This is a genomic window from Rhodanobacter sp. UC4443_H10 (genome assembly GCF_052978325.1).
In genome coordinates this window covers 892,350-915,815 of the sequence record NZ_CM129668.1, presented here as the reverse complement: position 1 = coordinate 915,815, position 23,466 = coordinate 892,350, and the positions used below count along the sequence as shown (strand labels likewise).

Sequence of the window (23,466 nt, the reverse complement as noted above, 5' to 3'; positions counted from 1 at the left end):
TGAATGGGCGGAGTGCGACATGGTATCCAGACAGCAACCCCTGCACTGCGGCACGCTGCTCGTGCGTCGCCATTGCAGCCGATGCGGCATTTTTCCGTGGCGCCGCCTCCGGCGGCGTCCGATCAGGACCGGCAGCAGTCCAGCGCGCGGTCAGGCAAGGCGAACCACCGCAACATCCACCTGTAAGGAGATGGAAGATGAACACCCGTTTTGAACGTACCGGCCCGCTCACCGAACTGACCAGCTACCCCCAATGGGCGCAGGACATGGTGGCCGATTGCGAAGCCGCCAAGCAAGGCGTCGTGCGGCACGAGATGTGGGACCTGATGAGGGAGGCTTCGCTCAGCCACACGGCGACGCGTCACTTCATGGTCGGGATCTGGCCGGTGATCGAGCGTTTCCCGGCGTACATGGCGCTGAGCCTGCTCAAGACCCGCTTCGGCCGCAGCCCCGGCGACAACCTGGCCCGGCGCTGGCTGGTGCGCAACATCCGCGTGGAGCAGAACCATGCCGAATACTGGCTCAACTGGGCCGAAGGCGCGGGCGTTGAGCGCGAGGACGTGCTGAACGGCCGGGCGCCGCACGGCACCGGTACCCTGGCGGACTGGTGCGAGGAGATTTGCGCCAGCGGTTCGCTGGCGGCGAGCATCGCAGCCACCAACTACGCCGTCGAGGGGGCCACTGGCGAGTGGTCGCAGCGCGTATACGAAAGCAAGGCCTATGCCGAGAGCTTCGCGCCGAAGGAACGTGCCGGCAGTTTGCGCTGGCTTCAACTTCATGCCGCTTATGACGATACCCATCCGTGGGAGGCGCTGGAGATCGTCTGCACGTTGATGGGGACGACCCCGGCCGCGCACGACGTGGAACATATTGCCAGTTGCATCAAGCGCAGCTATGTAAGCATGCGCATCAGCATGGATCATTGCATCGGCACGCGTTACGAGTTGGAGGCCCTGAGGGAAGCCGCCGCCTGACGTACAGAACTGCAGCAACCAAGGAGCACGCAGTGGGTCACAAGGCACCAGTCATGGTAGAAGGGGCATGATGCGCACTTCCCGAGCCACCTTGCAAAAGCCATTGTCGCGGCGACTGATGCCGCTGGCGTATGCGCTGATCGCGATGGTGGGGCTGATGCTGGCCTTGACCTGGGGCGCGTTGCAGATCCAGATCACTCTCGCCGGTTTCCTCAACGGCGAGAGTCTGTGGTCCAAGGCGCAGAAGCAGTCGGTGATCGACCTGGAAGCCTATGCGATCAGCGGCGACGCCGCGGACCTGGCCGGCTTCAGGCGCCACTACGCGGTAGTGCTCTCCGATCGCTGGGCCCGCGACGCGATCGCCTCGGGCCAGTTCGACCACGACAAGGTCGCCCAGGCGTTCGCCCGGGGCAGCGTGATCCCCGATGCCATCCCCGGGATGATCTTCATCCTCCAGCATTTTTCGTCGGCGCCGCACATCAGCGAGGCGCTTCGCGCCTGGTACTCGGTCGACGACGCCATTACCGAGCTGGACGAGATTGCCGGCGAGTTGCAACGCGCCTACGCGGCCGGTGGCCTGCCGCCGGCCGAGCAGCTTCGCCAACGCAGTCGCATCCACGAATTGAACCGCTTCATCGAGCCGCGCACAAACGTCTTCTCGGTCGAGGTGGCGCGCGGCGCCTCGTGGGTCGGCAAGCTGCTCTTCGGTGGCGTGGTCGCGGTCACCCTGGTCGCCGTGCTGCTGTGGCTGGGCATGGCCCGGCGCATCCTGGAGAGCATCCGCGGCAGCGAAGAGCGCTACCGGCTGCTGTTCGACAGCGCCGCCGACGCGATCGTGATGATCGACGAAGGCAGCGGACGCATTCTCGACGTGAACCGCACGGCGGCGGCCTGGACCGGGCGCAGCGCGAAGGAGCTGATCGGCGACCGCTACGTGCACCTGTTCCTGCAGCCGCTGGCCGGCCAGCAGGCGGGGCGCGCCGCCACCAACGCGCTGCTGGCCGCCGACGGCAGCTCCCGCCCGGTGGAGACCCAGACCAGCGTTGCCCGCTGGGGCGAGTTGCCGGTGTGCCAGGCGATCATCCGCGACATCTCCGAGCGGGTGGCGATGGAACAGGAGCGCCGGGTGGCGGCCGAGGCGCTGGCCAGCATCGCCGAGGGCGTGGTCATCGCCGACGCGCAGCAGCGGATCACCTCCACCAACGCGGCGCACACCGAGCTGACCGGCTTCAGCAGCCTGGCGCTGCAGGGCCGGCGGCTGGGCGACACGCGCCGCCTGCCGGACGGACGTGCGCTGCCGAAAGCCATCTGGGACGACGTGGCCGCCGGCGGCAACTGGATCGGCGAGGTGCTGAGCACCCGCGCCGACGGCACGACCTATCCGGAACACTTGAGCCTCAGCGCGATCCGCAATGGCGACGGCCACGTGACGTATTACGTGGCGGTGTGCACCGACATCCACGAGGCCAAGGCCAACCAGCGCCGGCTGGAACACCTGGCCCGGCACGATCCGCTCACCGGCCTGGTCAATCGCGCCGAGTTCGAACGCTACTGCAGCGAGGCGATCGCCCAGGCCGAGCGCGAGCGGCTGGCGGCGGTGGTGCTGTTCATCGACCTGGATGCATTCAAGATCGTCAATGACAGTTACAGTCACGCGATCGGCGACCGCTTGCTGGTGAAAGTGGGCGAGCGCATCAGCCGGCAGCTCTCCGACGGCGACGTGGCCGGACGCATCGGCGGCGACGAGTTCACCGTGCTGCTGCCGCGACTGAGCCTGCGCGAGGATGCGCGGGCGATCGTCAACCGGTTGCTGGCGACGCTGTCCGAGCCGCTGGTGCTGGACGATTACGAGGTCGTGCTCACCGCCAGCATCGGCGTGGCCGGCTACCCGCTGGACGGCAACGACGCGGCAGTCCTCATCGCCAACGCCGACGCGGCGATGTATGCGGCCAAGACCGAGGAGCGCAACGCGTTCCGCTTCTACACGCCGATGATGCACGCCGACAACCGGCGCCGCCTGCAGTTGGCGACCGAACTGCGCCAGGCACTGAGTCGCGGCGAGTTCGACCTGGTGTTCCAGCCCAGCATCGAGCTGCGCACGGGACGCATCGTCGCGGTGGAGGCGCTGCTGCGCTGGCAGCATCCGGAGCGCGGCGAGGTACTGCCCGGCGAGTTCATCCCGGTGGCGGAGAGTCTGGGCCTGATCCGGCGCATCGACGAATGGGTGCTGCAGGCCACCTGCGCCCAGATCCAGGCCTGGGACCTGGCCGGCGTGCCGCCGATCCGCGTGGCGGTGAACATCTCCGCGCGCTGGTTCGGCCATCCGTCCTTCGTCGACGGGGTCAGCCGTACCTTGCAGTCGCGTCGCGTGTCGCCGCACCGCCTGCTGCTGGAGATCACCGAGAGCGCGATGCTGCGGCTGGGTGACGACACCCAGCGCACCATGCAGACGCTGGACATGCTGAACATCGACGTGGCCATCGACGATTTCGGCACCGGCTACTCCTCGATGGCGTACCTCAAGCTGCCGGCCGTCACTTACCTGAAGATCGACCGCTCTTTCGTCACCGGCCTGCCCGGCGACGCCAACGACGCGGCGATTACCGAGGCGATGCTGGCGATGTCGCGCAGCCTGGGCCTGGTCACCATCGCCGAAGGCATCGAGACCGAGGCGCAGCACGAGTTCCTGCTGCGCGCCGGTTGCGTCGAGGGGCAGGGCTACCTCTACTCGTATCCGTTGCAGGCCGAGGAAATCCAGGCGTTGCTCAGCCCCAACCAGCAGAGCGGCTCCCCCCGTCTGCGATTGGTGCCGCCACGGCGCGGTTGATCGGCATGCGGCGCGTGGCATCGACCCGGCTGCTTTGACGTGCATCAGGGCAGGCGCAGGCGTGGCGCGCGACACTGGCGGCAGTCCAGCCAGCCCGCATCTCCATGTCCAGCAACCCTTCCATCCCGGACGGCAGCAAGTTCACCAGTCCGCAGGGCACGCGTGCGGTAAAGGGCGGCCAGAAGCCCAACGCGCACAGCCATGAGCCCGACGTCAGCCGCAAGCCGCCGTGGCTGCGCGTGAAGCTGCCCAGCGGCGCGCATTACGAGGAAGTGGCCGATATCGTGCGCACGCACCAGCTCAACACCGTGTGCGCCGAATCCAAGTGCCCCAACATCGCCGAGTGCTGGGGCCGCGGCACCGCCACGCTGATGCTGATGGGATCGGTGTGCACGCGCGCGTGCAAGTTCTGCTCGGTCTCCACCGGCAACCCGAACGGCTGGCTCGACCCGCTGGAGCCGGCCAAGGTGGCCGACGCGGTGGCGCTGATGGGGCTGAAGTACGTGGTGCTCACCTCGGTGGATCGCGACGACCTGGCGGACGGCGGGGCCGCCCACTACGCCGCCTGCGTGAAGGCCATCCACCTGCGCTCGCCCGACACCGCGGTGGAGGCGCTCACGCCCGATTTCGCCGGCAACCATGCCAGCGTCGCCACCGTGCTCGACGCCGGCCTGGCCACCTACGCGCAGAACCTGGAAACCGTGCGCCGCCTCACCCATCCGGTGCGCGATCCGCGTGCCGGCTACGAGCAGACCCTGGACGTGCTGGCGTTCGCCAAGCGCCACGCGCCCAGGACGCTCACCAAGACCAGCCTGATGCTGGGCCTGGGCGAAACCGACGCCGAGATCGAGCAGGCGCTGGACGACATGCGCGCCGCCTGCGTGGACGTGGTCACCCTGGGCCAGTACATGCGGCCCAGCCCGCACCACCTGCCGGTGGAGCGCTTCGTCACGCCGGACGAATTCCGTGCCTATCGCGAACTGGCGCTGGGCAAGGGTTTCGTGGAGGCGGTCGCCGGACCGCTGGTTCGTTCGAGTTATCGCGCCGAACGCGTGCTGGAGCACAACAACCTGGGGCTGTGACCCGCGGCGCGACGGCAGGTCCATGGAGCCTGCCGCAGGGCGCGGCCTACAGCGGCGCGCAGTGGCGGTTCAGCCACTCCAGATCGGCGTCGGCCAGCAGCGGGCTGAGCGCGGCGCGCACGTTGGCGTGGTAGTCGTCCAGCCACGCGCGCTCTTCCGGGTTGAGCAGGTTCGGTTCGAGCGCGCGGCGATCGAACGGGCACATCGTGAGTGTCTCGAAGGCGAGGAATTCGCCGAACTCGGTGTGGTCGGCCTCGACCACCACGGCCAGGTTTTCGTGGCGGATGCCGTGCCGGCCGGGCTTGTACAGGCCCGGCTCGATCGAGCTGATCATGCCCGGCTCCAGCGGCACCAGCGCGCCGCCGGGCACCGGTGCACGGATGCCGTGCGGGCCTTCGTGCACGTTGAGGAAATAACCCACGCCATGGCCGGTGCCGTGGCCGTAATCCATGCCCGCCGCCCACAGCGGCGCACGCGCCAGCGCATCCAGTTGCGGGCCGCTGGCGCCCTTGGGAAAACGCGCGCGCGACAGCCCGATCATGCCCTTCAGCACCAGCGTGGCATCGCGGCGTTGCTCGGCGGTGGTCTCGCCCAGGGCGAGCACGCGGGTGATGTCGGTGGTTCCGCCGAGGTACTGTCCGCCCGAGTCGATCAGCAGCAGGCCTTTTGCCTGCAGTGTGCTGTGCGACTGCGGCGTGGCGCGGTAGTGCGGCAATGCGCCGTTGGCCTGGTAGCCGGCGATGGTGGCGAAGCTCTCGCCGACCCAGCCGGGTTGGGCCGAGCGTTCCTCGTGCAGCAGCGTGTCCACGTCCAGCTCGGTCAGCGTCATGCCGGCGGCGAGCCGCTGTTCCAGCCGGCGGAAACCGCGCACCAGCGCCGCGCCGTCGCGGCGCATCACGTCGCGGACATGGTCGAGTTCGGCGGCGCTCTTGATCGCCTTGAACGCCGTGCTGGGGTTGGGCGCCTCGATGCGTGTGACCTCCGGCGCGATTGCCGCGGCGATCGAGCTGACCACGCGGCCGCTGTCCAGCAGCAGGCGGTCGTCCGCGCCCAGCTCCGGCAACGCCGAGGTGATCGAAGCGTAATCGGCGATGCCGATGCCGTCGGCGGCCAGTGCCGCGACCAGCGCATCATCGAGTTTGGCGCGGCCGACGAACAAGGTGGCGCCGGCGTTGGCCTGTACCAGCAGGTGGGCGAGGAACACCGGGTTGCACTCGACATCGCTGCCGCGCAGGTTGGTCAGCCAGGCGATGTCGTCGAGGCTTGACACCAGGTGATGGCTGGCGCCGAGCTTGCGCATCGCCTTGCGCAGGCGCGCGAACTTTTCCGCGCGGGGGATGCAGGCCCAGGCCAGCGCGTGCTCGACCACCGGCGACGCCGGCAGGGCGGGGCGATCCGTCCAGATCTCGCCCGGCAGGTCGAGGTCGGTGCGCACGGTGGCGCCGGTCTCCGCCAGCCGGTGTTCGATCTGGTGCCGGGTGGCGACCGCCACGCTGTCCCCGGCCACTGCCAGCACGTCGCCGTCATGCAGTTGCTGCTGCAGCCATTCCAGATGCTCGGGCGTGTGCGGCACGCGCAGCTTCATCAGCGCGACGCCGCTACCGGCCAGCTGCTGCTCGGCCTGCGCGAAATAGCGCGAGTCGGTCCACAGCCCGGCCTGCTCGCGACCGACAATGAGCGTGCCGGCCGATCCGTCGAACCCGGACAGCCATGTCCGCGCCGACCAGTGCGCCGGCAGGTACTCGGACAGATGCGGATCGGCACTGGGAACGAGCACGGCAGCGACGCCGTGCTGCTTCATGGCCGCGCGCAAGGCGGCGAGACGGGCGGGGACGGGATTGTTCATCCTGTCATGCTAGCAGGCGCCATCTGCCGTTTTCATGCACGCGCTGCTCCGGAAATGAACCGATGGGGTCGATTTTTCGCACGCCATCTCGCCGTCGGACGGTTCTGCAGCTAAAATGCCAATTTCCCGCACGGCTGCTTTCCATGACCCCCCTGATTTTCGTCACCGGCGGTGTGGTGTCCTCGCTTGGCAAGGGCATCGCGGCGGCGTCGCTCGCCTCCATCCTCGAAGCGCGCGGCCTCTCGGTCACCATGATGAAGCTCGATCCCTACATCAATGTGGACCCGGGCACGATGAGTCCGTTCCAGCACGGCGAGGTCTACGTGACCGACGACGGCGCCGAGACCGATCTCGATCTTGGCCACTACGAGCGCTTCGTGCGCACCCGCCTGTCCGGCAAGAACTCGATCACCACCGGCAAGATCTACGAGGCGGTGATCCGCAAGGAGCGTCGCGGCGATTACCTCGGCGCCACCGTGCAGGTGATCCCGCACATCACCGACGAGATCAAGCACTGCATCCACGAGGCCACCCGCGGCTTCGACGTGGCGCTGGTGGAGATCGGCGGTACCGTGGGCGACATCGAGTCGCTGCCGTTCCTGGAGGCGATCCGGCAGTTGCGCATCGAGCACGGTCCGGAGAAGGTGGTGTTCATGCACCTGACCCTGGTGCCGTACATCAAGGCCGCCGGCGAGATCAAGACCAAGCCGACCCAGCACTCGGTGAAGGAGCTGCGCTCGATCGGCATCCAGCCGGACATCCTGCTGTGCCGCTGCGAGGAGCCGCTGCCCGAGGCCGAACGGCGCAAGATCGCGCTGTTCACCAACGTGCCCGAATCCGCCGTGATCAGCGCGGCCGACGTCGACGTGATCTACAAGCAGCCGCTGTGGCTGCACCAGCAGGGCCTGGACGACATCGTGGTGAAGAAACTCGGCCTGGCCGCCAAGCCGGCCGACCTGTCCGAGTGGCAGCGCACGGTGGATGCGGTGGAGCACCCGAAGGACGAGGTCACCGTCGCCATCGTGGGCAAGTACGTCGAGCACAAGGACGCCTACAAGTCGCTCGGCGAGGCGCTGCGCCACGGCGGGATCAAGCAGCAGACACGGGTCAACCTGGACTGGATCGACTCCGAGCAGGTCGAGGCCGAAGGCGCCGCCAAAGTGCTGGGCAAGGCCGACGCCATCCTGGTGCCCGGCGGCTTCGGCAAGCGCGGCTTCGAGGGCAAGGTGCTGGCGGCGAAGTACGCCCGAGAGCACGGCGTGCCCTATTTCGGCATCTGCTACGGCATGCATGCGGCGGTGGTGGATTTCGCCCGCCACGTGGCTGGCCTGACCGACGCCGATTCCAGCGAGAACGACCGCAACACGCCGAACCCGGTGATCGCGTTGATCACCGAGTGGACCACCGCGACCGGTGAAGTCGAGCAGCGCAACGACCGCTCCGACCTGGGCGGCACCATGCGCCTGGGTTCGCAGGAATGCCGGCTCAAGGCCGGCACGCTGGCGCGCGCGATGTACGGGCAGGACGTCATGCGCGAGCGCCATCGCCATCGCTACGAGTTCAACAACCGCTATCGGCAGACGTTCGAGGACCTGGGCCTGGTGATCTCCGGCAAGTCGATGGACGACCTGCTGGTGGAGATCGTCGAACTCCCGCAACAGCAGCATCCGTGGTTCCTCGGCTGCCAGGCGCACCCGGAGTTCACCTCGACCCCGCGCGACGGCCACCCGTTGTTCAGCGGCTTCGTGCGCGCGGCACGCGAGTACAAGGCCGTGCGCGCCGGCGAGAAGCTGGCGCCGGTGCAGGCGACGGCATGACGCGGCAACGCGACACCCTCGTGGCTGTCATTCCCGCGAATGCGGGCATGATGGAATCAAGAACGCTTTGAACGGGAAAGAGTCATGAAGCTTTGCGGATTCGAGGTCGGCCTCGACCAACCCCTGTTCATGATCGCCGGCCCCTGCGTGGTGGAATCCGAGCAGCTGCAGCTGGACACCGCCGGCATGCTGAAGGAAATCACCGCGCGGCTGAGCATCCCCTTCATCTTCAAATCCAGCTTCGACAAGGCCAACCGCTCCTCCGGCGAGAGCTTCCGTGGGCCCGGCCTGGAAGAGGGCCTGCGCATCCTGGGCGAAGTGAAGCGCCAGATCGGCGTGCCGGTGCTCACCGACGTGCACGAGTACACGCCGATGGACGAGGTGGCATCGGTGGTCGACGTGCTGCAGACGCCGGCCTTCCTGTGCCGGCAGACCGACTTCATCCAGAAAGTGGCGCGTGCCGGCAAGCCGGTAAACATCAAGAAGGGCCAGTTCCTGGCGCCGTGGGACATGAAGCACGTGGTGGCCAAGGCCAGGGCCGTCGGCAACGACCACATCATGGTCTGCGAACGCGGTGCCAGCTTCGGCTACAACAACCTCGTCTCGGACATGCGCTCGCTCAGCGTGATGCGCGAGACCGGTTGCCCGGTGGTGTTCGACGCGACGCATTCGGTGCAGTTGCCGGGCGGGCAGGGCGCCAGCTCCGGCGGCCAGCGCGAATTCGTGCCGGTGCTGGCGCGCGCGGCGGTGGCGGTCGGCGTGGCCGGCCTGTTCGCCGAGACCCATCCCGATCCGAGCAAGGCGCTGTCCGACGGCCCGAATGCGTGGCCGCTGGGCAAGATGGAGGCGCTGCTGGAAACCCTGCTGGAACTGGACGCCGTGACCAAGCGCCACCGCTTCCTCGAACAGGACGTGTGACCACGCCTGCAGGAGCCCGCTCGCGGGCGATGCTGTTGGGTCGGGATGACCGGACGTTCGTCTGCTGAGAGCGGGGATTCGGGATCTGTAAAAGCATCGCCCGCGAGCGGGCCCCTACGACAACACTTCACTGACGGATAACCATGACCACTCTGATCACCCGCATCCAAGCCCGTGAAATCCTCGACTCGCGCGGCAACCCCACGCTGGAAGCCGAAGTCACCCTGGCCGGCGGCGGCTTCGGCCGCGCCGCGGTGCCGAGCGGCGCCTCCACCGGTTCGCGCGAGGCGGTCGAGCTGCGCGACGGCGACAAGTCGCGCTACGGCGGCAAGGGCGTGAAGAACGCGGTAGCCAACGTCAATGGCACCATCGCCGATGCGCTGAAGGGTTTCGATGCGGCCGATCAGAAGGGCCTCGATGCCAAGCTCATTGCGCTGGACGGCACGCCGAACAAGGGCCGGCTGGGTGCGAATGCGCTGCTCGGCGTGTCGATGGCGGCCGCGCACGCGGTGGCAGCTTCGCGCGGCGAGCCGCTGTGGCAGTACCTGTCGCACGGCAAGCCCGGCGCGCTGCCGGTGCCGATGATGAACATCATCAACGGCGGCGCGCACGCCGACAACAACGTCGACGTGCAGGAGTTCATGATCCTGCCGGTCGGCATGCCGAGCTTCGCCGAGGCGCTGCGCGCCGGCGCGGAGATCTTCCATGCGTTGAAGAGCGTGCTGCACGGCCGTGGCCTCGCCACCGCGGTGGGCGACGAGGGCGGCTTTGCGCCGAACCTGCGCTCCAACGTCGAGGCGATCGACACCATCCTCGAAGCGATCAACAAGACCGGCTACAAGGTCGGCAGCGAGATCCTGCTCGGCCTCGACGCGGCCAGCTCGGAGTTCTACAAGAACGGCAAGTACGACCTCGCCGGCGAAGGCAAGCAGTACAGCTCGGCCGAGTTCGTCGACCTGCTCGCCGGCTGGGCGAAGCAGTATCCGATCGTCACCATCGAGGACGGCATGGCCGAAGGCGACTGGGACGGCTGGAAGCTGCTCACCGACGCGATCGGCGAGCGCGTGCAGGTGGTCGGCGACGACCTGTTCGTGACCAACCCGGCGATCTTCCGCGAGGGCATCGAGAAGAACATCGCCAACGCGATCCTCATCAAGGTGAACCAGATCGGCACGCTGTCCGAGACGCTGGAGGCGATTGCCATGGCCGACGCGGCGAAGTACGCGGCGGTGATCTCGCACCGCTCCGGCGAGACCGAGGACACCACCATCGCCGACATCGCGGTGGCCACCACGGCGACCCAGATCAAGACCGGCTCGCTGTGCCGCAGCGATCGCGTGGCGAAGTACAACCAGTTGCTGCGCATCGAGGAGGCGCTGGGCTCGGCTGCGCGCTACGCCGGTCGCGAGGCGTTCCCCAACCTCGGCCGTTTGCCGGGCTGAGCGGGACACGCCGCCATGCTGCGTTGGATCGCCCTGCTGTTGTTGCTGCTGTTGGTCGGCTTGCAGCTGAAGCTGTGGTTCGGCAGCGGCAGCATGCAGGAGGTGGACAGTTTGCGCATCGCGGTGAACAAGCAGACCGGCGACAACGCGCGCCTGCAGAAGCGCAACCAGGCGCTGGCCGCCGACGTGCACGACCTCAAGCATGGCGACCAGGCGGTCGAGGCGCGCGCGCGTACCGAGTTGGGGCTGATCAAGCCCGGCGAGGTGTTCTACCAGGTGGTCGAGCCCGCGCGCGCGGGCAGCTCGCCGGCCACGGCCGCATCCGCTGCGCGCGGCTCGCCATGACCGGCACCACGTTGTGGTGCGTGGTGCCGGCGGCCGGGCGGGGCGTGCGGGCCGGCGGCGACTTGCCCAAGCAATACCAGTTGCTGGCCGGCCGGACCCTGATCGAACACACGCTGGCGCGCCTCGCCGCGCATCCGCGGATCGGCGGCCTGCTGGTGACGCTCGCGGCCGATGACCGGCACTGGCCGGGCCTGCGCGACGTGTGCGGCAAGCCGGTGCTGACCGCTGTCGGCGGCGCGCAGCGCAGTGAATCGGTGCTGGCGGGGCTCGACGCGCTGCCTGCGGGTGTCGGCGATGAGGAGTTCGTGCTGGTACACGACGCGGCGCGTCCCTGCGTGCGGCTGGATGACATCGGCCACCTGATCGAGCGGGGCGGGCGAGGCGACGGCGGCCTGCTCGGCGCGCCGCTGCGCGATACGCTCAAGCACGCCGACGTGAACGGATGCGTCGCGCGCACCGAACCGCGCGAGTCGCGCTGGCGCGCGTTCACGCCGCAGATGTTCCGGCGTGGCCCGTTGACGGCGGCGCTGCGCGATGCGCATCAGCGTGGCGTGGACGTCAGCGACGAGGCGATGGCGATGGAGCTGGCCGGGTTCTCGCCGTTGCTGGTCGAAGGCGCCGAGGACAACATCAAGGTGACCACGGCAGCGGATTTCGCGCTGGCGCAGTTCCTGCTCGCAAGGACAAGTTCATGAGGATAGGCAGCGGTTTCGACGTGCACGCGTTCGGCGAGGGTGACCACCTCGTGCTCGGTGGCGTGCGCGTGCCGCACGATCGCGGCGTGGTGGCGCACTCCGACGGCGACGTGGTGATCCACGCGCTGTGCGACGCCATCTTCGGCGCGCTGGCACTGGGCGACATCGGCCGTCATTTCCCGCCCACCGACGCACGCTGGCGCGGCGCCGACAGCCGCCAGTTCCTGCGCCATGCGGCAATGCTGATGGCGCAGCATGGCTACGCCTTGGGCAACGCCGATGTCACCGTGATCGGGGAGGCACCGAAGGTCGGTCCGCATGCGCAGGCGATGCGCGAAATTCTCGCTGCCGACCTGGCCTGCGACATCGGTTGCGTCAGCATCAAGGCCACCACCACCGAAAGGCTCGGTTTCTGCGGCCGCGGCGAGGGCATCGCCGCACAGGCGTGCGTGCTGCTGGAGCGCGCATGACCGAGATCGAGGCCCGCAGCGTCGCCAACCGGCTGCACGATCGGCTCGACACCATCGTCGAGCTGCTGCATCGTCACGAAGGCGACGGCCGCCTGCCCGCGGACGTGCTGGCGGACCTGCGCCAGCAACTGGACGAGCTGCACCCGGCCGACATCGCCTTCGTCCTCGAATCGCTGCCGCTGGACGAGCGCCTTGCGGTCTGGCAACTGGTCAAGGCCGACCGCGACGGCGAGATCCTGCTGGAAGTGTCCGACGCGGTGCGCGAATCGCTGATCGCGGACATGGATCGCCACGAGATCCTCGCCGCCGCCGAAACGCTGGACGCCGACGAACTGGCCGACCTGGTCGAAGACCTGCCCACGGCGGTGCTGCCGGAGCTGATGGCCAGCCTCGACTCGCAGCAACGCGAGCAGGTGCAGTCGGCGCTGTCCTACGAGGAGGACCAGCTCGGCGCGCTGATGGACTTCGAGATGGTCACGATCCGCGAGGACGTGAGTCTCGAAGTGGTGCTGCGTTACCTGCGCCGCTGGGAAGAGCTGCCGCCACAGACCGACAAGCTGTTCGTCATCAACCAGGACAACCTGCTGACTGGCGTCCTGCCGCTGCACTGGCTGCTGGTCAATTCCCCCGAGCGCATGGTCAGCGAGGTGATGGCGCCGGACGTCAACACCTTCCACCCCACCGACGACGCCTACGACGTGGCGCAAGCGTTCGAGCGCTACGACCTGGTGACCGCGCCGGTAGTGGACGAGCGCGGCCACCTGATCGGCCGCATCACCATCGACGCCATGGTGGACGTGATCCGGGAGGAGAGCGAAAGCGAGGCGCTGGGCCGGGTCGGCCTGCGTGAGGAGGAGGACATCTTCGCCTCGGTCTGGGCCAGCCTGCGCAACCGCTGGCTGTGGCTGGCGATCAACCTGATGACGGCCTTCATCGCCTCGCGCGTGATCAGCTTGTTCGAGGGTTCGATCGAGCGCCTGGTGGCGCTGGCCGCATTGATGCCGATCGTGGCCGGCATCGGCGGCAACTCCGGCAACCAGACCATCACCATGATCGTGCGCGCGCTGGCGCTGAACCAGATCAGCGCCGACAGCGCGCGGCGCCTGTGGCGCAAGGAGATGGCCGTGGCGCTGCTGAACGGACTGGTGTGGGGTGGCGTCATCGGCATCGTGGCGTGGCTGCTTTACGACAGTGCCTCGCTGGGCCTGGTGATGACCGCGGCGATGACGCTGAACCTGTTGCTGGCGGCCTTCGCCGGCGTCGGCATCCCGATCTGCATGACCCGCTTCGGCCGCGACCCGGCGCTGGGCTCCAGCGTGCTGATCACCGCCATGACCGACAGCGGCGGCTTTTTCATTTTTCTCGGACTGGCGACGGTGTTCCTGATGTAATCGTCCCCCTTCCGGCCCGGTTTCAGGTTGTCGAACCCGAGCGTGGCAGGACGTCATTCCCGCGAGGCGCCATGCAACGGCCGAAGGGCCGGTCAAGCGGGAATCCAGCCTGCTCTTCAGTCACCCGTCAGATCGAATTCCCTCCTTCGCGGGAATGACGCCCAAAGAAGCCGTTTCTCCATGCAAGAACTGCCCCATGCTTTCGGCGAACCGCCACTGACTGCCCGGCTGCGCGCCAGTCCCGAGGACTTCCTGGTCGAGGAGATCCTCGGCTACGACGCCGAGGGTGCCGGCGAGCACCTGCTGCTGTGGGTGGAGAAGCGCGGCGCCAACACCGACTGGGTCGCGCGCGAGCTGGCGAAGTTCGCCGGCGTGCCGCAGGTCGCGGTCGGTTATGCGGGCCTCAAGGATCGCCATGCCGTGACCCGGCAGACCTTCTCGGTGCAACTGGCCGGCCGGCCCGATCCGGACTGGTCCACGTTCCCGCACCCGGAGGTGAAAGTGCTGGCGGCGACGCGGCATTCGCGCAAGCTCAAGCGTGGCGCCCTGCGCGGCAACCGCTTCGTGCTGGTGTTGCGCGAGGTGAGCGGCGATCGCGCGCGGGCGGAGTCGGTGCTGCGGCAGATCGCTGCGCGCGGCGTGCCGAACTATTACGGCGAGCAGCGCTTCGGCCGCGAAGGCGGCAACGTGGCACAGGCGCGCGCGATGTTCGGTGGGCGCCGGGTGGATCGCGACAAGCGTTCGATTTTGCTGTCCGCGGCGCGTTCGCACATCTTCAATGCCGTACTGGCGGCGCGGGTCGAGCACGATGCGTGGGACCGGCCGCTGGAAGGGGAAATCTGGTCGTTGGCCGGTTCGCGCTCGTGGTTCGGGCCGGAACCGTTCAACGACGAATTGGCCGCGCGATTGGCGCGCGCCGACATCCATCCGTCAGGCCCGCTGTGGGGGCAGGGCGAGCCGCCGAGCCAGGGCGAAGCAGGCGCGCTGGAGCGCGAAGTCGCTGCGGCGAATGACGACCTGGCCAGCGGCCTGGCCGCCGCGCGCATGGATCAGGAGCGCCGCCCGCTGCGGCTGATTCCGCACAATCTCCACTGGCGCTGGCTCGGCGAGGACGCGCTGGAACTGTCGTTCGAGCTGCCCGCTGGCGCGTACGCCACGGTGGTGGTGCGCGAGCTTAAAGGCGAGGAGTGAGTGGAGATGAGTGAAGAGTGAGAGAAAGAGAAAGCACGAGCGCACCCGTTCCCTCTCTCAGTTCTCACTCCTCTCCACTCACTTCTGCTCTTTCAGCAAGACGATCACCGCCCCGGTGCCACCCTGCGCCGGGCGCGCCGAGGCAAACGCGATCACGTCGTCGCGCCGGCGCAGCATGCGATCGGTGAGCGCCTTCAGCACCGGACCGGCAGCCTTCGAACGCAGCCCCTTGCCGTGGATGATGCGCACGCAACGCACGCCGGCTTGCCGCGCTTCGGCCAGGAACGCGACGATGCTGGCCTGGGCCGCGGCGGCGTTCATCTGATGCAGGTCCAGGTCGTCGCCCACGCTGAACTGGCCGCGCTTGAGTTGCCGCAGCAACCTGGGCGGATAACCGTCGCGCAGGTAGCCGAGTTCCTCGCCGACTTCGAGCGCGGCCGGGTCGAAATCCATGTCCAGCAACTCGCTGGCCACGGCAGCTTCGTCGGCCTCGAACATGCGCGGGTGTGGCGCGGGTTTCGCCGTCGCCGGCGGCGGGGAAACCGGCGCGAGTCGCTGCACCTCGCCGATCGCCTCGCGGAACAGGCGGCGATCGTCGTCGGTGATCCGGGGCGGGTTGGGTCGCTTCATCTGCGCATCCTAGCCAGAAGCGGCGGCACGATGCGTTGAATCCCGGTGAAACTTGGGGGCGCGCTACGGTAGACTTGCAACCATCACGAAACCGCCGCGCTTGATCTTCCTGCGCCGGCAGGCAGTTTTCGACGGAGCATCATGCGAGTTCTGGTCAGCAACGACGATGGCGTGGATGCGCCTGGCATCCGCGTGTTGGCAGAGCGCCTGCAGGCGGTCGGCGAGGTCACCGTGGTGGCGCCGGATCGCGATCGCTCCGGGGCGAGCAATTCGCTGACGCTGGACGCGCCGATCCGCGTACTGTCGATGGGCCAGGGCTACTACCGTGTGGCGGGCACGCCCACCGACTGCGTGCACCTGGCGCTGTCCGGCCTGCTCGACGAAGAACCCGACATGGTGGTATCCGGCATCAACAACTCGGCCAACCTGGGCGACGACGTGATCTATTCCGGCACGGTCTCGGCGGCGATGGAAGGGCGCTTTCTCGGTCTGCCGGCGATCGCCGTCTCGCTGGTCAGCGAGGACCACCAGGGCGTGCACTACGACGCCGCGGCGCAGGCGGTGCTGCTGCTGATGCAACGTCTGCTGGTCGATCCGCTGCCCGCAGACACCATCCTCAACGTCAACGTGCCGGACCGGCCCTGGGCGGAGATCGCCGGCTTCGAGGTCACCCGGCTGGGTCGGCGCCACCGTGCCGCGCCGTGCATCGCGCAGACTGATCCGCGCGGGCGACCGATGTGGTGGATCGGACCGGCCGGCGAGGTGGACGACGCCGGCCCCGGCACCGATTTCAACGCGGTGCGTCGCGGCTTCGTCTCGGTCACGCCGATCCACGTCGACCTGACCCGTTTCCAGGCGCTGGACAAGGTCAGCAGCTGGATGAAGACGCTGAGCGACGGCATGGCCGGCCGCCGCAGCAAGGGCGAGGCGGCCTGACCGATGATCACCTATCCGTTGCCTGCAGCCCAGCTCAAGGGCGAGGGAGTGACCTCGCAGCGCGCCCGCAACCGGCTGGCCGCCTCCCTGCAGGATGCAGGCATCCGCGACCCGCGCGTGATCGAGGTGATCCGCACGGTGCCGCGCCATCATTTCATCGACCAGGCACTGCAACTGCACGCCTACGAGAACGATGCGCTGCCGATCGGCCACGGCCAGACCATCTCCCAGCCGTGGGTGGTGGCGCGCATGACGGAAGCGTTGCTGGAGCACTTCGAGGGGCAGAAGGAGATGCCGCGCAGGGTGCTGGAGATCGGCACCGGGTCGGGTTACCAGGCAGCGGTGCTGTCGTCCCTGGTCGGCGAGGTGTACACGGTCGAGCGCATCGAGGCGCTGCTGCGCCAGGCGCGGCGCCGCTTCCGCCAGCTCGGTCTGACCAACCTGCGCTCGCGCTACGACGACGGCAAGCTGGGCTGGCCGGACGAGGCACCGTTCGACGCGATCATCCTCACCGCCGCAGGCGACACCATCCCGACCCGCATCCTCGAACAGCTCAATCCCGCCGGCGTGCTGGTGGCGCCGGTGGGATCGCCGAGCCGGCAGAACCTGATCCGCATGCGCGGCGACGGCAAGGGCGATTTCGCGTTGGAGGAACTCGGCCCGGTGAGTTTCGTGCCGCTGCTGGGCGGCATCGGCTGATGCGCCTGTTCGAGCCGCTCTACGCCCGCGCACTGGTCTGGGCTCGCGCACCGCGCGCGCTGCACTACCTGTGTGCGTTGAGCTTCTTCGAGGCGTTCATCTTCCCGATCATGCCGGAGGTGATGCTTGCGCCGATGATGCTGGCCAAGCGACTCAAGGCGTTCTTCTACGCCAACATGTCGCTGCTGTTTTCCCTGCTCGGCTCGGTGGTCGGCTATGCGCTGGGCCACTGGGCCTACGAGTCGGTGAAGCCGCTGCTCAGCATGCACATGCAGGAGGTCATCACCGCCTGGGTGAACAATCTGCGCGTGGACATGAACGAGCATTGGTTGACCATGCTGGGCGCATTGATGCTGGCGGCGCTGCAGCCGGTGATCCCCATGAAGTTCGTCACCTGGGCGGCCGGCATCGTGGGCGTGCCGGTCCTGCCGTTCCTGGCCTGCATGGCGGTCGGCCGCGGCAAACGCGTGTGGCTGCTGGCGCTGTTGATCCGCCTGTTCGGCGAGCGCGCCGAGCGCATGTTGCACAAGAACATCGAGTGGATCGGCCGGGGCGCGCTGGTATTGCTCGTCGTGCTGCTGGCGTGGTGGCTGTGGCCGCGCTGACTGGCGGCGCGGTGCGCATGAAAATGGCGGCGCGCCTCGGTATGCTGGACCGCATGGATCATTCAGTTCGCTTTCCCTGCCTGGTTGTCGCGGCGGCGTTGCTGGCCGGCTGCGGCACCATGCGCAGTTCGGTGGTGATCGAGCCCGCCGCGGGCAGCTACCCGTCGCCTGCCGCCGCGCCGTCCTCCCGCGTGGCGCGCACGCCGATTCCGGGTGGCAGCTACGTGGTGGCAAAAGGGGACACGCTCTATTCCATCGCCTTCCGCAACGGCGTGGATTTTCGCGACCTCGCCCAGTGGAATGCCATCGCGGCGCCCTACACGATCTGGCCGGGGCAGCGCTTGACGCTGTCGCCATCGGCGGTGACGAAACCGGCCGTGGCGCGCACACCGGGTACGGCCGCCGGTTCCCCTCGGGCGCCGGGCACGTCGGCCGCGGCTCCGGTGTTCGAACCGGTCACCGAGGCCGTGTCAGCCACGGCGGCGACGGCCGCAGCGCGGCCCGCCATTCCTTCCGCTACACCGGTGGCGCATGCGCCGGCGGCGGTGGATGCCGTGCCGGTGGCCGGCGTTTCCGTCACGCCGCCGGCGAAAGTACCACCCGTGGCCAAGCCCGTGGTCGCCGGCCCGGCGCGTGATGTCGGTGGGGTGAGCTGGCGCTGGCCCGTCGAAGGCGGGTCGGTGGTCGGGCGCTTCAACGGCAGCGATGCCATTCCCGGCATCGAGATCGCGGGCAATTCGGGTGACCCGGTGCGGGCTGCCGCCGATGGCGTGGTGGTCTACAGCGGCAACGGCCTGGTCGGCTATGGCGAATTGGTCATCATCAAGCACAACGACAGTTTCCTGTCGGCCTACGGGCACAATCGCAGGCGCCTGGTGAAGGAAGGCCAGCGGGTGACGGCCGGGCAGCAGATCGCCGAGATGGGTTCCACCGGCGCGACCCGCAACGAGCTCGAGTTCCAGATCCGCAAGAATGGCAATCCGGTGGACCCGCTCAGCTACCTGCCGCCACGCTGATCGCGGCGGCGCGGAACGTTCCCGATCAGGCGGGAGGCAGGATGAAGCCGGCCACGACCTGGCGATCCTCGCCGGCCAGCAGGTTGTAGGTACGGGCGGCGGCCGCGTTGTCCATCACCTCGATGCCGATGCCCTTGCGCAGGAAGCCGGCCATGAACGCCGCGGCCGGGAACACCTGACGCTCGCCGGTGCCCAGGATCACCACCTCGGGCTTCAATGCCAGCAGCACGGGGACGTCGTCGACGCCGAGGCTGCCTGCGGCCGTGACCGGCCATGCTTCGGTGATGCCGGCGGGGGTGAGCAGGAAGCTGTGTTCGACGACCCGGTCGAGCAGGGTGACACTGCGTGCGTCAACCCGACGCACCAGCAGATAGCCATCGGCTTGTTCCAGTGACAGGTCCATCAGCGCGGCAGGGCGATGCCCGGTTCGTCGGCGTTGCGGCGGAACAGCACCACGACATGGCCGATCTGGTGGATCGTCTCCGCGCCGGTGCCGCTGGCGAGCACGTCGATCTGCGCCTGCCGCTCCTGCTTGTCGCCGCCGGAGAGCTTCACCTTCACCAGTTCGTGGATGTCCAGCGCCTGTCCCAGCTCCTTCACGACAGCTTCGGTGGCGCCCTTGTTGCCCAGCAACACGACGGGTTTCACGTCGTGGGCGAGGCCGCGCAGGTAGCGGATCTGCGAGGGTGTAAGCGGCATGGGGCAGGCCAGGTTCACGATCAAGGGACTGCACAGGGTATCATGCAACGGCCTCCTCCCGATCAGATATTCCCTCAAGACATGGCCCGCAGCAAAAGCAGCGCAGTCTGGCTGCGTGAACATTTCAACGACGAATACGTCAAAAAGGCACAGGCCGAAGGGCTGCGTTCGCGTGCCGTCTACAAGCTGGAGGAGCTGATCGAGCGCGACAAGCTGCTCAAGCCCGGCATCAACGTGGTGGATCTGGGCGCGGCGCCGGGCAGCTGGTCGCAATTGGTGCGCAACCGGCTGGGCGACAGCGGCAAGGTGTTCGCGCTGGACATCCTGCCGATGCAGAGCATCGCCGGGGTGGATTTCCTGCAGGGCGACTTCCGTGAGGAGTCGGTGCTGCGCCAGCTGGAGGCCCGCCTGGAGGGGCACCGGCTGGATCTTGTACTGTGCGATATAGCCCCCAACATGAGTGGAGTGGCGCTTGCCGACCAGATTCGCGCGATGGCACTGGCGGAGTTGGCGCTGGATTTCAGCAGGCAGTGGCTCAAGCCGGGCGGCTCGTTCCTGATCAAGTTGTTCCAGGGAGTCGGTTTTGACGATTATCTGCGTTGCTTGCGCGCAGACTTCAGTCGCGTGACGATGCGTAAACCCAAGGCCTCGCGCGCGCGTTCGCGTGAGGTGTATGCACTGGCGACCGGGCGCAAACCTGCCGCGGTGCCACTGGCGAGTACTGTTCATGAATGAAACGGCGAAAAACGTGTTGCTCTGGGTGATCATCGCGGTGGTCTTGTTCACCGTGTTTGAAAGCTTCAACCCCCGCAGCAGCCGTTCATCCGACCTGGCCTACAGCGCGTTCGTGCAGAACGTGAGCAGCGGCAACGTCTCCAGCGCCACGATCAGCGCCGACCAGCCCGCCACGATCAGCGGCAAGCTGAAGGATGGCAGTGCCTTCCGCACTGTCGCGCCGATGCTGGGCTTCTCCACCAATGCAGTGGTCAAGCAGATGCAGGACCAGGGCGTGGAAGTGCGCCAGGACCCCTCCGAGGGCTTCTCGCTGATCGGCCTGCTGATCAGCTGGCTGCCGGTGCTGCTGATCGTCGGTGTGTTCATCTGGTTCATGCGCCAGATGCAGTCCGGCGGCGGTGGGCGCGGCGCGATGAGCTTCGGCCGTTCGCGTGCGAAGCTGCAGGGCGAGGACCAGGTCAAGGTCAACTTCGGCGACGTCGCCGGCTGTGACGAGGCGAAGGAGGAGGTCGGCGAGCTGGTCGAGTTCCTGCGCGACCCCGGCCGGTTCCAGAAACTCGGCGGCAAGATCCCCCGCGGCGTGCTGATGGTGGGCCCGCCCGGCACCGGCAAGACCTTGCTGGCCAAGGCGATCGCCGGCGAGGCCAAGGTGCCGTTCTTCTCGATCTCCGGTTCCGACTTCGTGGAGATGTTCGTCGGCGTGGGCGCCAGTCGCGTGCGCGACATGTTCGAGCAGGCCAAGAAGCACGCGCCGTGCATCATCTTCATCGACGAGATCGACGCGGTCGGCCGGCATCGTGGTGCCGGCCTGGGCGGCGGTCATGACGAGCGCGAGCAGACCCTGAACCAGTTGCTGGTCGAGATGGACGGCTTCGAGGGCACCGAGGGCGTCATCGTGATCGCCGCCACCAACCGCCCCGACGTGCTCGATCCGGCCTTGCTGCGGCCGGGCCGCTTCGATCGCCAGGTGGTGGTCGGACTGCCGGACGTGCGTGGGCGCGAGCAGATCCTCAAGGTACACATGCGCAAGGTGCCGATCGCCAGCGACGTCAACGCGATGACGATCGCCCGCGGCACGCCGGGCTTCTCCGGCGCGGACCTGGCCAACCTGGTGAACGAGGCGGCGTTGTTCGCCGCGCGCGAGAATGCGCGCGAAGTGCGCATGAGCCATCTCGACAAGGCACGCGACAAGATCCTGATGGGCAGCGAGCGGCGCTCGATGGCGATGAGCGAAGACGAGAAGAAGCTCACCGCCTACCACGAGGCAGGCCATGCCATCGTGGGTCGCCTGGTGCCGGAACATGACCCGGTCTACAAGGTCACCATCATCCCGCGCGGGCGCGCGCTGGGTGTGACCATGTACCTGCCCGAGGGCGACAAGTACAGCATCAACCGGGTGGCGATCGAATCGCAGTTGTGCTCGTTGTATGGCGGGCGCGTGGCTGAAGAGTTGATTTTCGGCAATGACAAGGTCACCACCGGCGCTTCCAACGACATCGAGCGCGCCACCAAGATGGCCCGCAACATGGCGACCAAGTGGGGCCTGTCCGACGAACTCGGCCCGATCACCTACGGAGAGGACGAGGACGAGGTCTTCCTGGGCCGCTCGGTGACCCAGCACAAGAGCATCTCCAACGAGACGGCAAGCAAGATCGACGAAGTCGTGCGTGGCATCCTCGATCGCGCATATGCGCGCAGCAAGGAGCTGCTCACGGCGAACCTCGACAAGCTGCACACCATGGCTGAGCTGCTGTTGCAGTACGAGACCATCGACGCCCACCAGATCGACGACATCATGGCCGGGCGCCAGCCCGGCCCGCCGGCGGACTGGAGCAAGAACGCCCCGGGTGGCTCGACGCCGCCGCCACCGCCGCCGAAAAGCGACGCGGGAGCGCCGGTGGGCAAGGTTGGTGATCCGGCCGCGCAGAATCGCGCGTCGCTGGGCGAGTGATGCGATCCCGCGGGCACGGTGCGAACGCCTGCCTGCGGTCTCCTGCAATCACAGCCTTGACTGGCGGTGTCCCCGAGTCGGAGATGAAGAAATTTTGCGAAAAGGGTTGACGCATGCGCGCGGAGTCTGAATAATTCCGCCTCTTGCTTCGGCGCTTCGATGCACCGGCATCGAAGCACGGCATGACAAGTTTTTCAGTGCGCCCGTAGCTCAGTTGGATAGAGTACCTGGCTACGAACTAGGTGGTCGGGAGTTCGAATCTCTCCGGGCGCACCATTTTTATTCGGTGGAGCGGGGTGCTTGCACCCCGTTTCGTTTTCATCGCGACGAGAGCTTCGCGGCGACGGAAACGACAGTTTCATGTGGATGGTGCGGCTTGTACGGATTGACTGGGCCAAGCGTCACCCGTAACATTTCAAGGCTTCGATGGTGCTTGTGTCGAGGGCTCGAAACCGGGGTATAGCTCAGTCTGGTAGAGCGTTGCGTTTGGGACGCAAAAGTCGGGGGTTCGAATCCCTCTACCCCGACCAGCAACATGTTCTACTGGTGATGACTGCGCTTGTAGCTCAACCGGATAGAGCATCGGCCTTCTAAGCCGAGGGTTGCAGGTTCGAATCCTGTCGGGCGCACCAGTATCAAACGATGGTGGATGTAGCTCAGCTGGTTAGAGTCCCGGATTGTGATTCCGGTTGTCGTGGGTTCGAATCCCATCATCCACCCCAGTTCCACCCCGGTTTTCCGGGTTGACCCAGTCTCTGGGCCGTTAGCTCAGTTGGTAGAGCAGTTGACTCTTAATCAATTGGTCGAAGGTTCGAATCCTTCACGGCCCACCACTAACGACAGGCGCTCGGCAAAACCGGGCGCCTGTCTGCTTTTGGGCGGTTGCGGTCGTCAACGGGGCTGCTTGTGCTGCAAGGCCGCGCAACCGTAAAATGATCCGCTTTCGTACCAGGGAATCCGCGACTCGGGCAAGCCTGCCGCAGGGTTCCCGTGGCGGTGTTCGGCAACGACTGGTGGTCGTCCGGGCCGTCCGGCACGCACGGTCCATGGCGGCAGCATCGCGAAAGTGGCGGAATTGGTAGACGCACTGGATTTAGGTTCCAGCGGGTAACCCCCGTGGGGGTTCGAGTCCCCCCTTTCGCACCATGGTCGGTCGTTTTTGCAGGCGGGGAATCCCGCCATGGCGCCTGTGACAGG

The 23,466-nt window shown here is 67.4% G+C and carries 21 protein-coding genes and 6 tRNA genes; 23 read left to right on the top strand and 4 right to left on the bottom strand.

Annotated elements, in window-relative coordinates:
• Positions 1–197 precede the first annotated feature (197 nt).
• The 3 genes from ACVCMB_RS04265 (at position 198) to lipA (ending at position 4,883) form a co-directional block, all read left to right on the top strand.
• Positions 198–974 carry a TenA family transcriptional regulator gene (locus ACVCMB_RS04265; RefSeq protein ID WP_395118904.1) on the top strand — a complete coding sequence of 259 codons (777 nt, stop codon included), beginning with the start codon at positions 198–200 and terminating at the stop codon, positions 972–974.
• Positions 975–1,044: 70 nt separating this feature from the next.
• Positions 1,045–3,801, top strand: a complete 2,757-nt coding sequence (locus ACVCMB_RS04260; protein ID WP_447106215.1) for a putative bifunctional diguanylate cyclase/phosphodiesterase — start codon at positions 1,045–1,047, stop codon at positions 3,799–3,801.
• Positions 3,802–3,905: 104 nt separating this feature from the next.
• Entirely contained in the window at positions 3,906–4,883 is a 978-nt protein-coding gene (gene lipA / locus ACVCMB_RS04255; RefSeq protein WP_447098738.1) for a lipoyl synthase, read from the top strand.
• 46 nt (positions 4,884–4,929) lie between these two features.
• Here lipA and ACVCMB_RS04250 read toward each other — a convergent pair whose 3' ends face one another.
• Entirely contained in the window at positions 4,930–6,729 is a 1,800-nt protein-coding gene (locus ACVCMB_RS04250; RefSeq protein ID WP_447106214.1) for a M24 family metallopeptidase, read from the bottom strand.
• Between the two features lie 143 nt (positions 6,730–6,872).
• Between ACVCMB_RS04250 and ACVCMB_RS04245 the strand changes: the two genes are divergently transcribed.
• The 8 genes from ACVCMB_RS04245 to truD all read left to right on the top strand — a co-directional run bounded on the left by ACVCMB_RS04245 (position 6,873) and on the right by truD (position 14,998).
• Positions 6,873–8,546 carry a CTP synthase gene (locus ACVCMB_RS04245; RefSeq protein WP_395118896.1) on the top strand — a complete coding sequence of 558 codons (1,674 nt, stop codon included), beginning with the start codon at positions 6,873–6,875 and terminating at the stop codon, positions 8,544–8,546.
• Positions 8,547–8,630: 84 nt separating this feature from the next.
• Complete coding sequence (gene kdsA, locus ACVCMB_RS04240) at positions 8,631–9,464, top strand: 3-deoxy-8-phosphooctulonate synthase (RefSeq protein WP_395118894.1); 834 nt, start codon at positions 8,631–8,633, stop codon at positions 9,462–9,464.
• 143 nt (positions 9,465–9,607) lie between these two features.
• Positions 9,608–10,906 (top strand): phosphopyruvate hydratase, encoded by a 1,299-nt coding sequence (gene eno / locus ACVCMB_RS04235; protein ID WP_447106213.1) that lies wholly within the window; start codon positions 9,608–9,610, stop codon positions 10,904–10,906.
• 15 nt (positions 10,907–10,921) lie between these two features.
• Entirely contained in the window at positions 10,922–11,251 is a 330-nt protein-coding gene (gene ftsB, locus ACVCMB_RS04230; protein ID WP_395118890.1) for a cell division protein FtsB, read from the top strand.
• On the top strand, positions 11,248–11,946 hold the full coding sequence (ispD, locus tag ACVCMB_RS04225) for a 2-C-methyl-D-erythritol 4-phosphate cytidylyltransferase (protein WP_447106212.1): 699 nt from the start codon (positions 11,248–11,250) through the stop codon (positions 11,944–11,946). Before ftsB ends, ispD begins: the two co-directional genes overlap by 4 nt.
• Positions 11,943–12,416, top strand: a complete 474-nt coding sequence (gene ispF / locus ACVCMB_RS04220; protein ID WP_447098743.1) for a 2-C-methyl-D-erythritol 2,4-cyclodiphosphate synthase — start codon at positions 11,943–11,945, stop codon at positions 12,414–12,416. Before ispD ends, ispF begins: the two co-directional genes overlap by 4 nt.
• Positions 12,413–13,807, top strand: coding sequence for a magnesium transporter (gene mgtE, locus ACVCMB_RS04215; protein ID WP_395118885.1), 1,395 nt, complete (start codon positions 12,413–12,415; stop codon positions 13,805–13,807). Before ispF ends, mgtE begins: the two co-directional genes overlap by 4 nt.
• Positions 13,808–13,987: 180 nt before the next feature.
• On the top strand, positions 13,988–14,998 hold the full coding sequence (gene truD / locus ACVCMB_RS04210) for a tRNA pseudouridine(13) synthase TruD (RefSeq protein WP_395118883.1): 1,011 nt from the start codon (positions 13,988–13,990) through the stop codon (positions 14,996–14,998).
• Between the two features lie 78 nt (positions 14,999–15,076).
• On the opposite strand, the gene ACVCMB_RS04205 is transcribed toward truD, so the two are convergent.
• Positions 15,077–15,628: a Smr/MutS family protein gene (locus ACVCMB_RS04205; protein WP_447106211.1), complete on the bottom strand. Its 552-nt coding sequence runs from the start codon at positions 15,626–15,628 to the stop codon at positions 15,077–15,079.
• Between the two features lie 141 nt (positions 15,629–15,769).
• Here ACVCMB_RS04205 and surE point away from each other — a divergent pair, with 141 nt between their 5' ends.
• Genes surE through ACVCMB_RS04185 form a run of 4 tightly spaced genes read left to right on the top strand, consistent with a single transcriptional unit; the run spans position 15,770 to position 18,884 of the window.
• The gene (surE, locus tag ACVCMB_RS04200) at positions 15,770–16,564 is read left to right on the top strand and encodes a 5'/3'-nucleotidase SurE (RefSeq protein ID WP_395118879.1); all 795 of its coding nucleotides are present in this window, start codon (positions 15,770–15,772) and stop codon (positions 16,562–16,564) included.
• Between the two features lie 3 nt (positions 16,565–16,567).
• Positions 16,568–17,263, top strand: coding sequence for a protein-L-isoaspartate(D-aspartate) O-methyltransferase (locus tag ACVCMB_RS04195; protein WP_395118877.1), 696 nt, complete (start codon positions 16,568–16,570; stop codon positions 17,261–17,263).
• The gene (locus tag ACVCMB_RS04190; protein WP_395118875.1) at positions 17,263–17,868 is read left to right on the top strand and encodes a YqaA family protein; all 606 of its coding nucleotides are present in this window, start codon (positions 17,263–17,265) and stop codon (positions 17,866–17,868) included. Before ACVCMB_RS04195 ends, ACVCMB_RS04190 begins: the two co-directional genes overlap by 1 nt.
• A 41-nt stretch (positions 17,869–17,909) precedes the next feature.
• Complete coding sequence (locus ACVCMB_RS04185) at positions 17,910–18,884, top strand: peptidoglycan DD-metalloendopeptidase family protein (RefSeq protein WP_447107214.1); 975 nt, start codon at positions 17,910–17,912, stop codon at positions 18,882–18,884.
• A gap of 25 nt (positions 18,885–18,909) precedes the next feature.
• Here the strand turns inward: ACVCMB_RS04185 and ACVCMB_RS04180 are convergent, their stop codons facing one another.
• Both ACVCMB_RS04180 and yhbY read right to left on the bottom strand, forming a co-directional pair.
• Positions 18,910–19,287, bottom strand: coding sequence for an Mth938-like domain-containing protein (locus tag ACVCMB_RS04180; protein ID WP_447098744.1), 378 nt, complete (start codon positions 19,285–19,287; stop codon positions 18,910–18,912).
• On the bottom strand, positions 19,287–19,583 hold the full coding sequence (gene yhbY / locus ACVCMB_RS04175) for a ribosome assembly RNA-binding protein YhbY (protein WP_447100224.1): 297 nt from the start codon (positions 19,581–19,583) through the stop codon (positions 19,287–19,289). Before yhbY ends, ACVCMB_RS04180 begins: the two co-directional genes overlap by 1 nt.
• An 81-nt stretch (positions 19,584–19,664) precedes the next feature.
• On the opposite strand from yhbY, the gene rlmE reads away from it, so the two are divergent.
• From rlmE to ACVCMB_RS04135, 8 genes are all read left to right on the top strand, one after another.
• The gene (gene rlmE, locus ACVCMB_RS04170; RefSeq protein ID WP_447100225.1) at positions 19,665–20,318 is read left to right on the top strand and encodes a 23S rRNA (uridine(2552)-2'-O)-methyltransferase RlmE; all 654 of its coding nucleotides are present in this window, start codon (positions 19,665–19,667) and stop codon (positions 20,316–20,318) included.
• Positions 20,311–22,269, top strand: coding sequence for an ATP-dependent zinc metalloprotease FtsH (ftsH, locus tag ACVCMB_RS04165; RefSeq protein WP_395118869.1), 1,959 nt, complete (start codon positions 20,311–20,313; stop codon positions 22,267–22,269). Before rlmE ends, ftsH begins: the two co-directional genes overlap by 8 nt.
• 199 nt (positions 22,270–22,468) lie before the next feature.
• Positions 22,469–22,545: transfer RNA gene (locus tag ACVCMB_RS04160), tRNA-Arg, on the top strand.
• 177 nt (positions 22,546–22,722) lie between these two features.
• Positions 22,723–22,799: transfer RNA gene (locus ACVCMB_RS04155), tRNA-Pro, on the top strand.
• Between the two features lie 25 nt (positions 22,800–22,824).
• Positions 22,825–22,901: transfer RNA gene (locus ACVCMB_RS04150), tRNA-Arg, on the top strand.
• Between the two features lie 13 nt (positions 22,902–22,914).
• Positions 22,915–22,991 (top strand) — tRNA-His (locus ACVCMB_RS04145).
• A gap of 35 nt (positions 22,992–23,026) precedes the next feature.
• Positions 23,027–23,102 (top strand) — tRNA-Lys (locus tag ACVCMB_RS04140).
• Positions 23,103–23,329: 227 nt separating this feature from the next.
• A tRNA-Leu gene (locus ACVCMB_RS04135) sits at positions 23,330–23,415 on the top strand.
• The last annotated feature ends 51 nt before the right edge of the window (positions 23,416–23,466 follow it).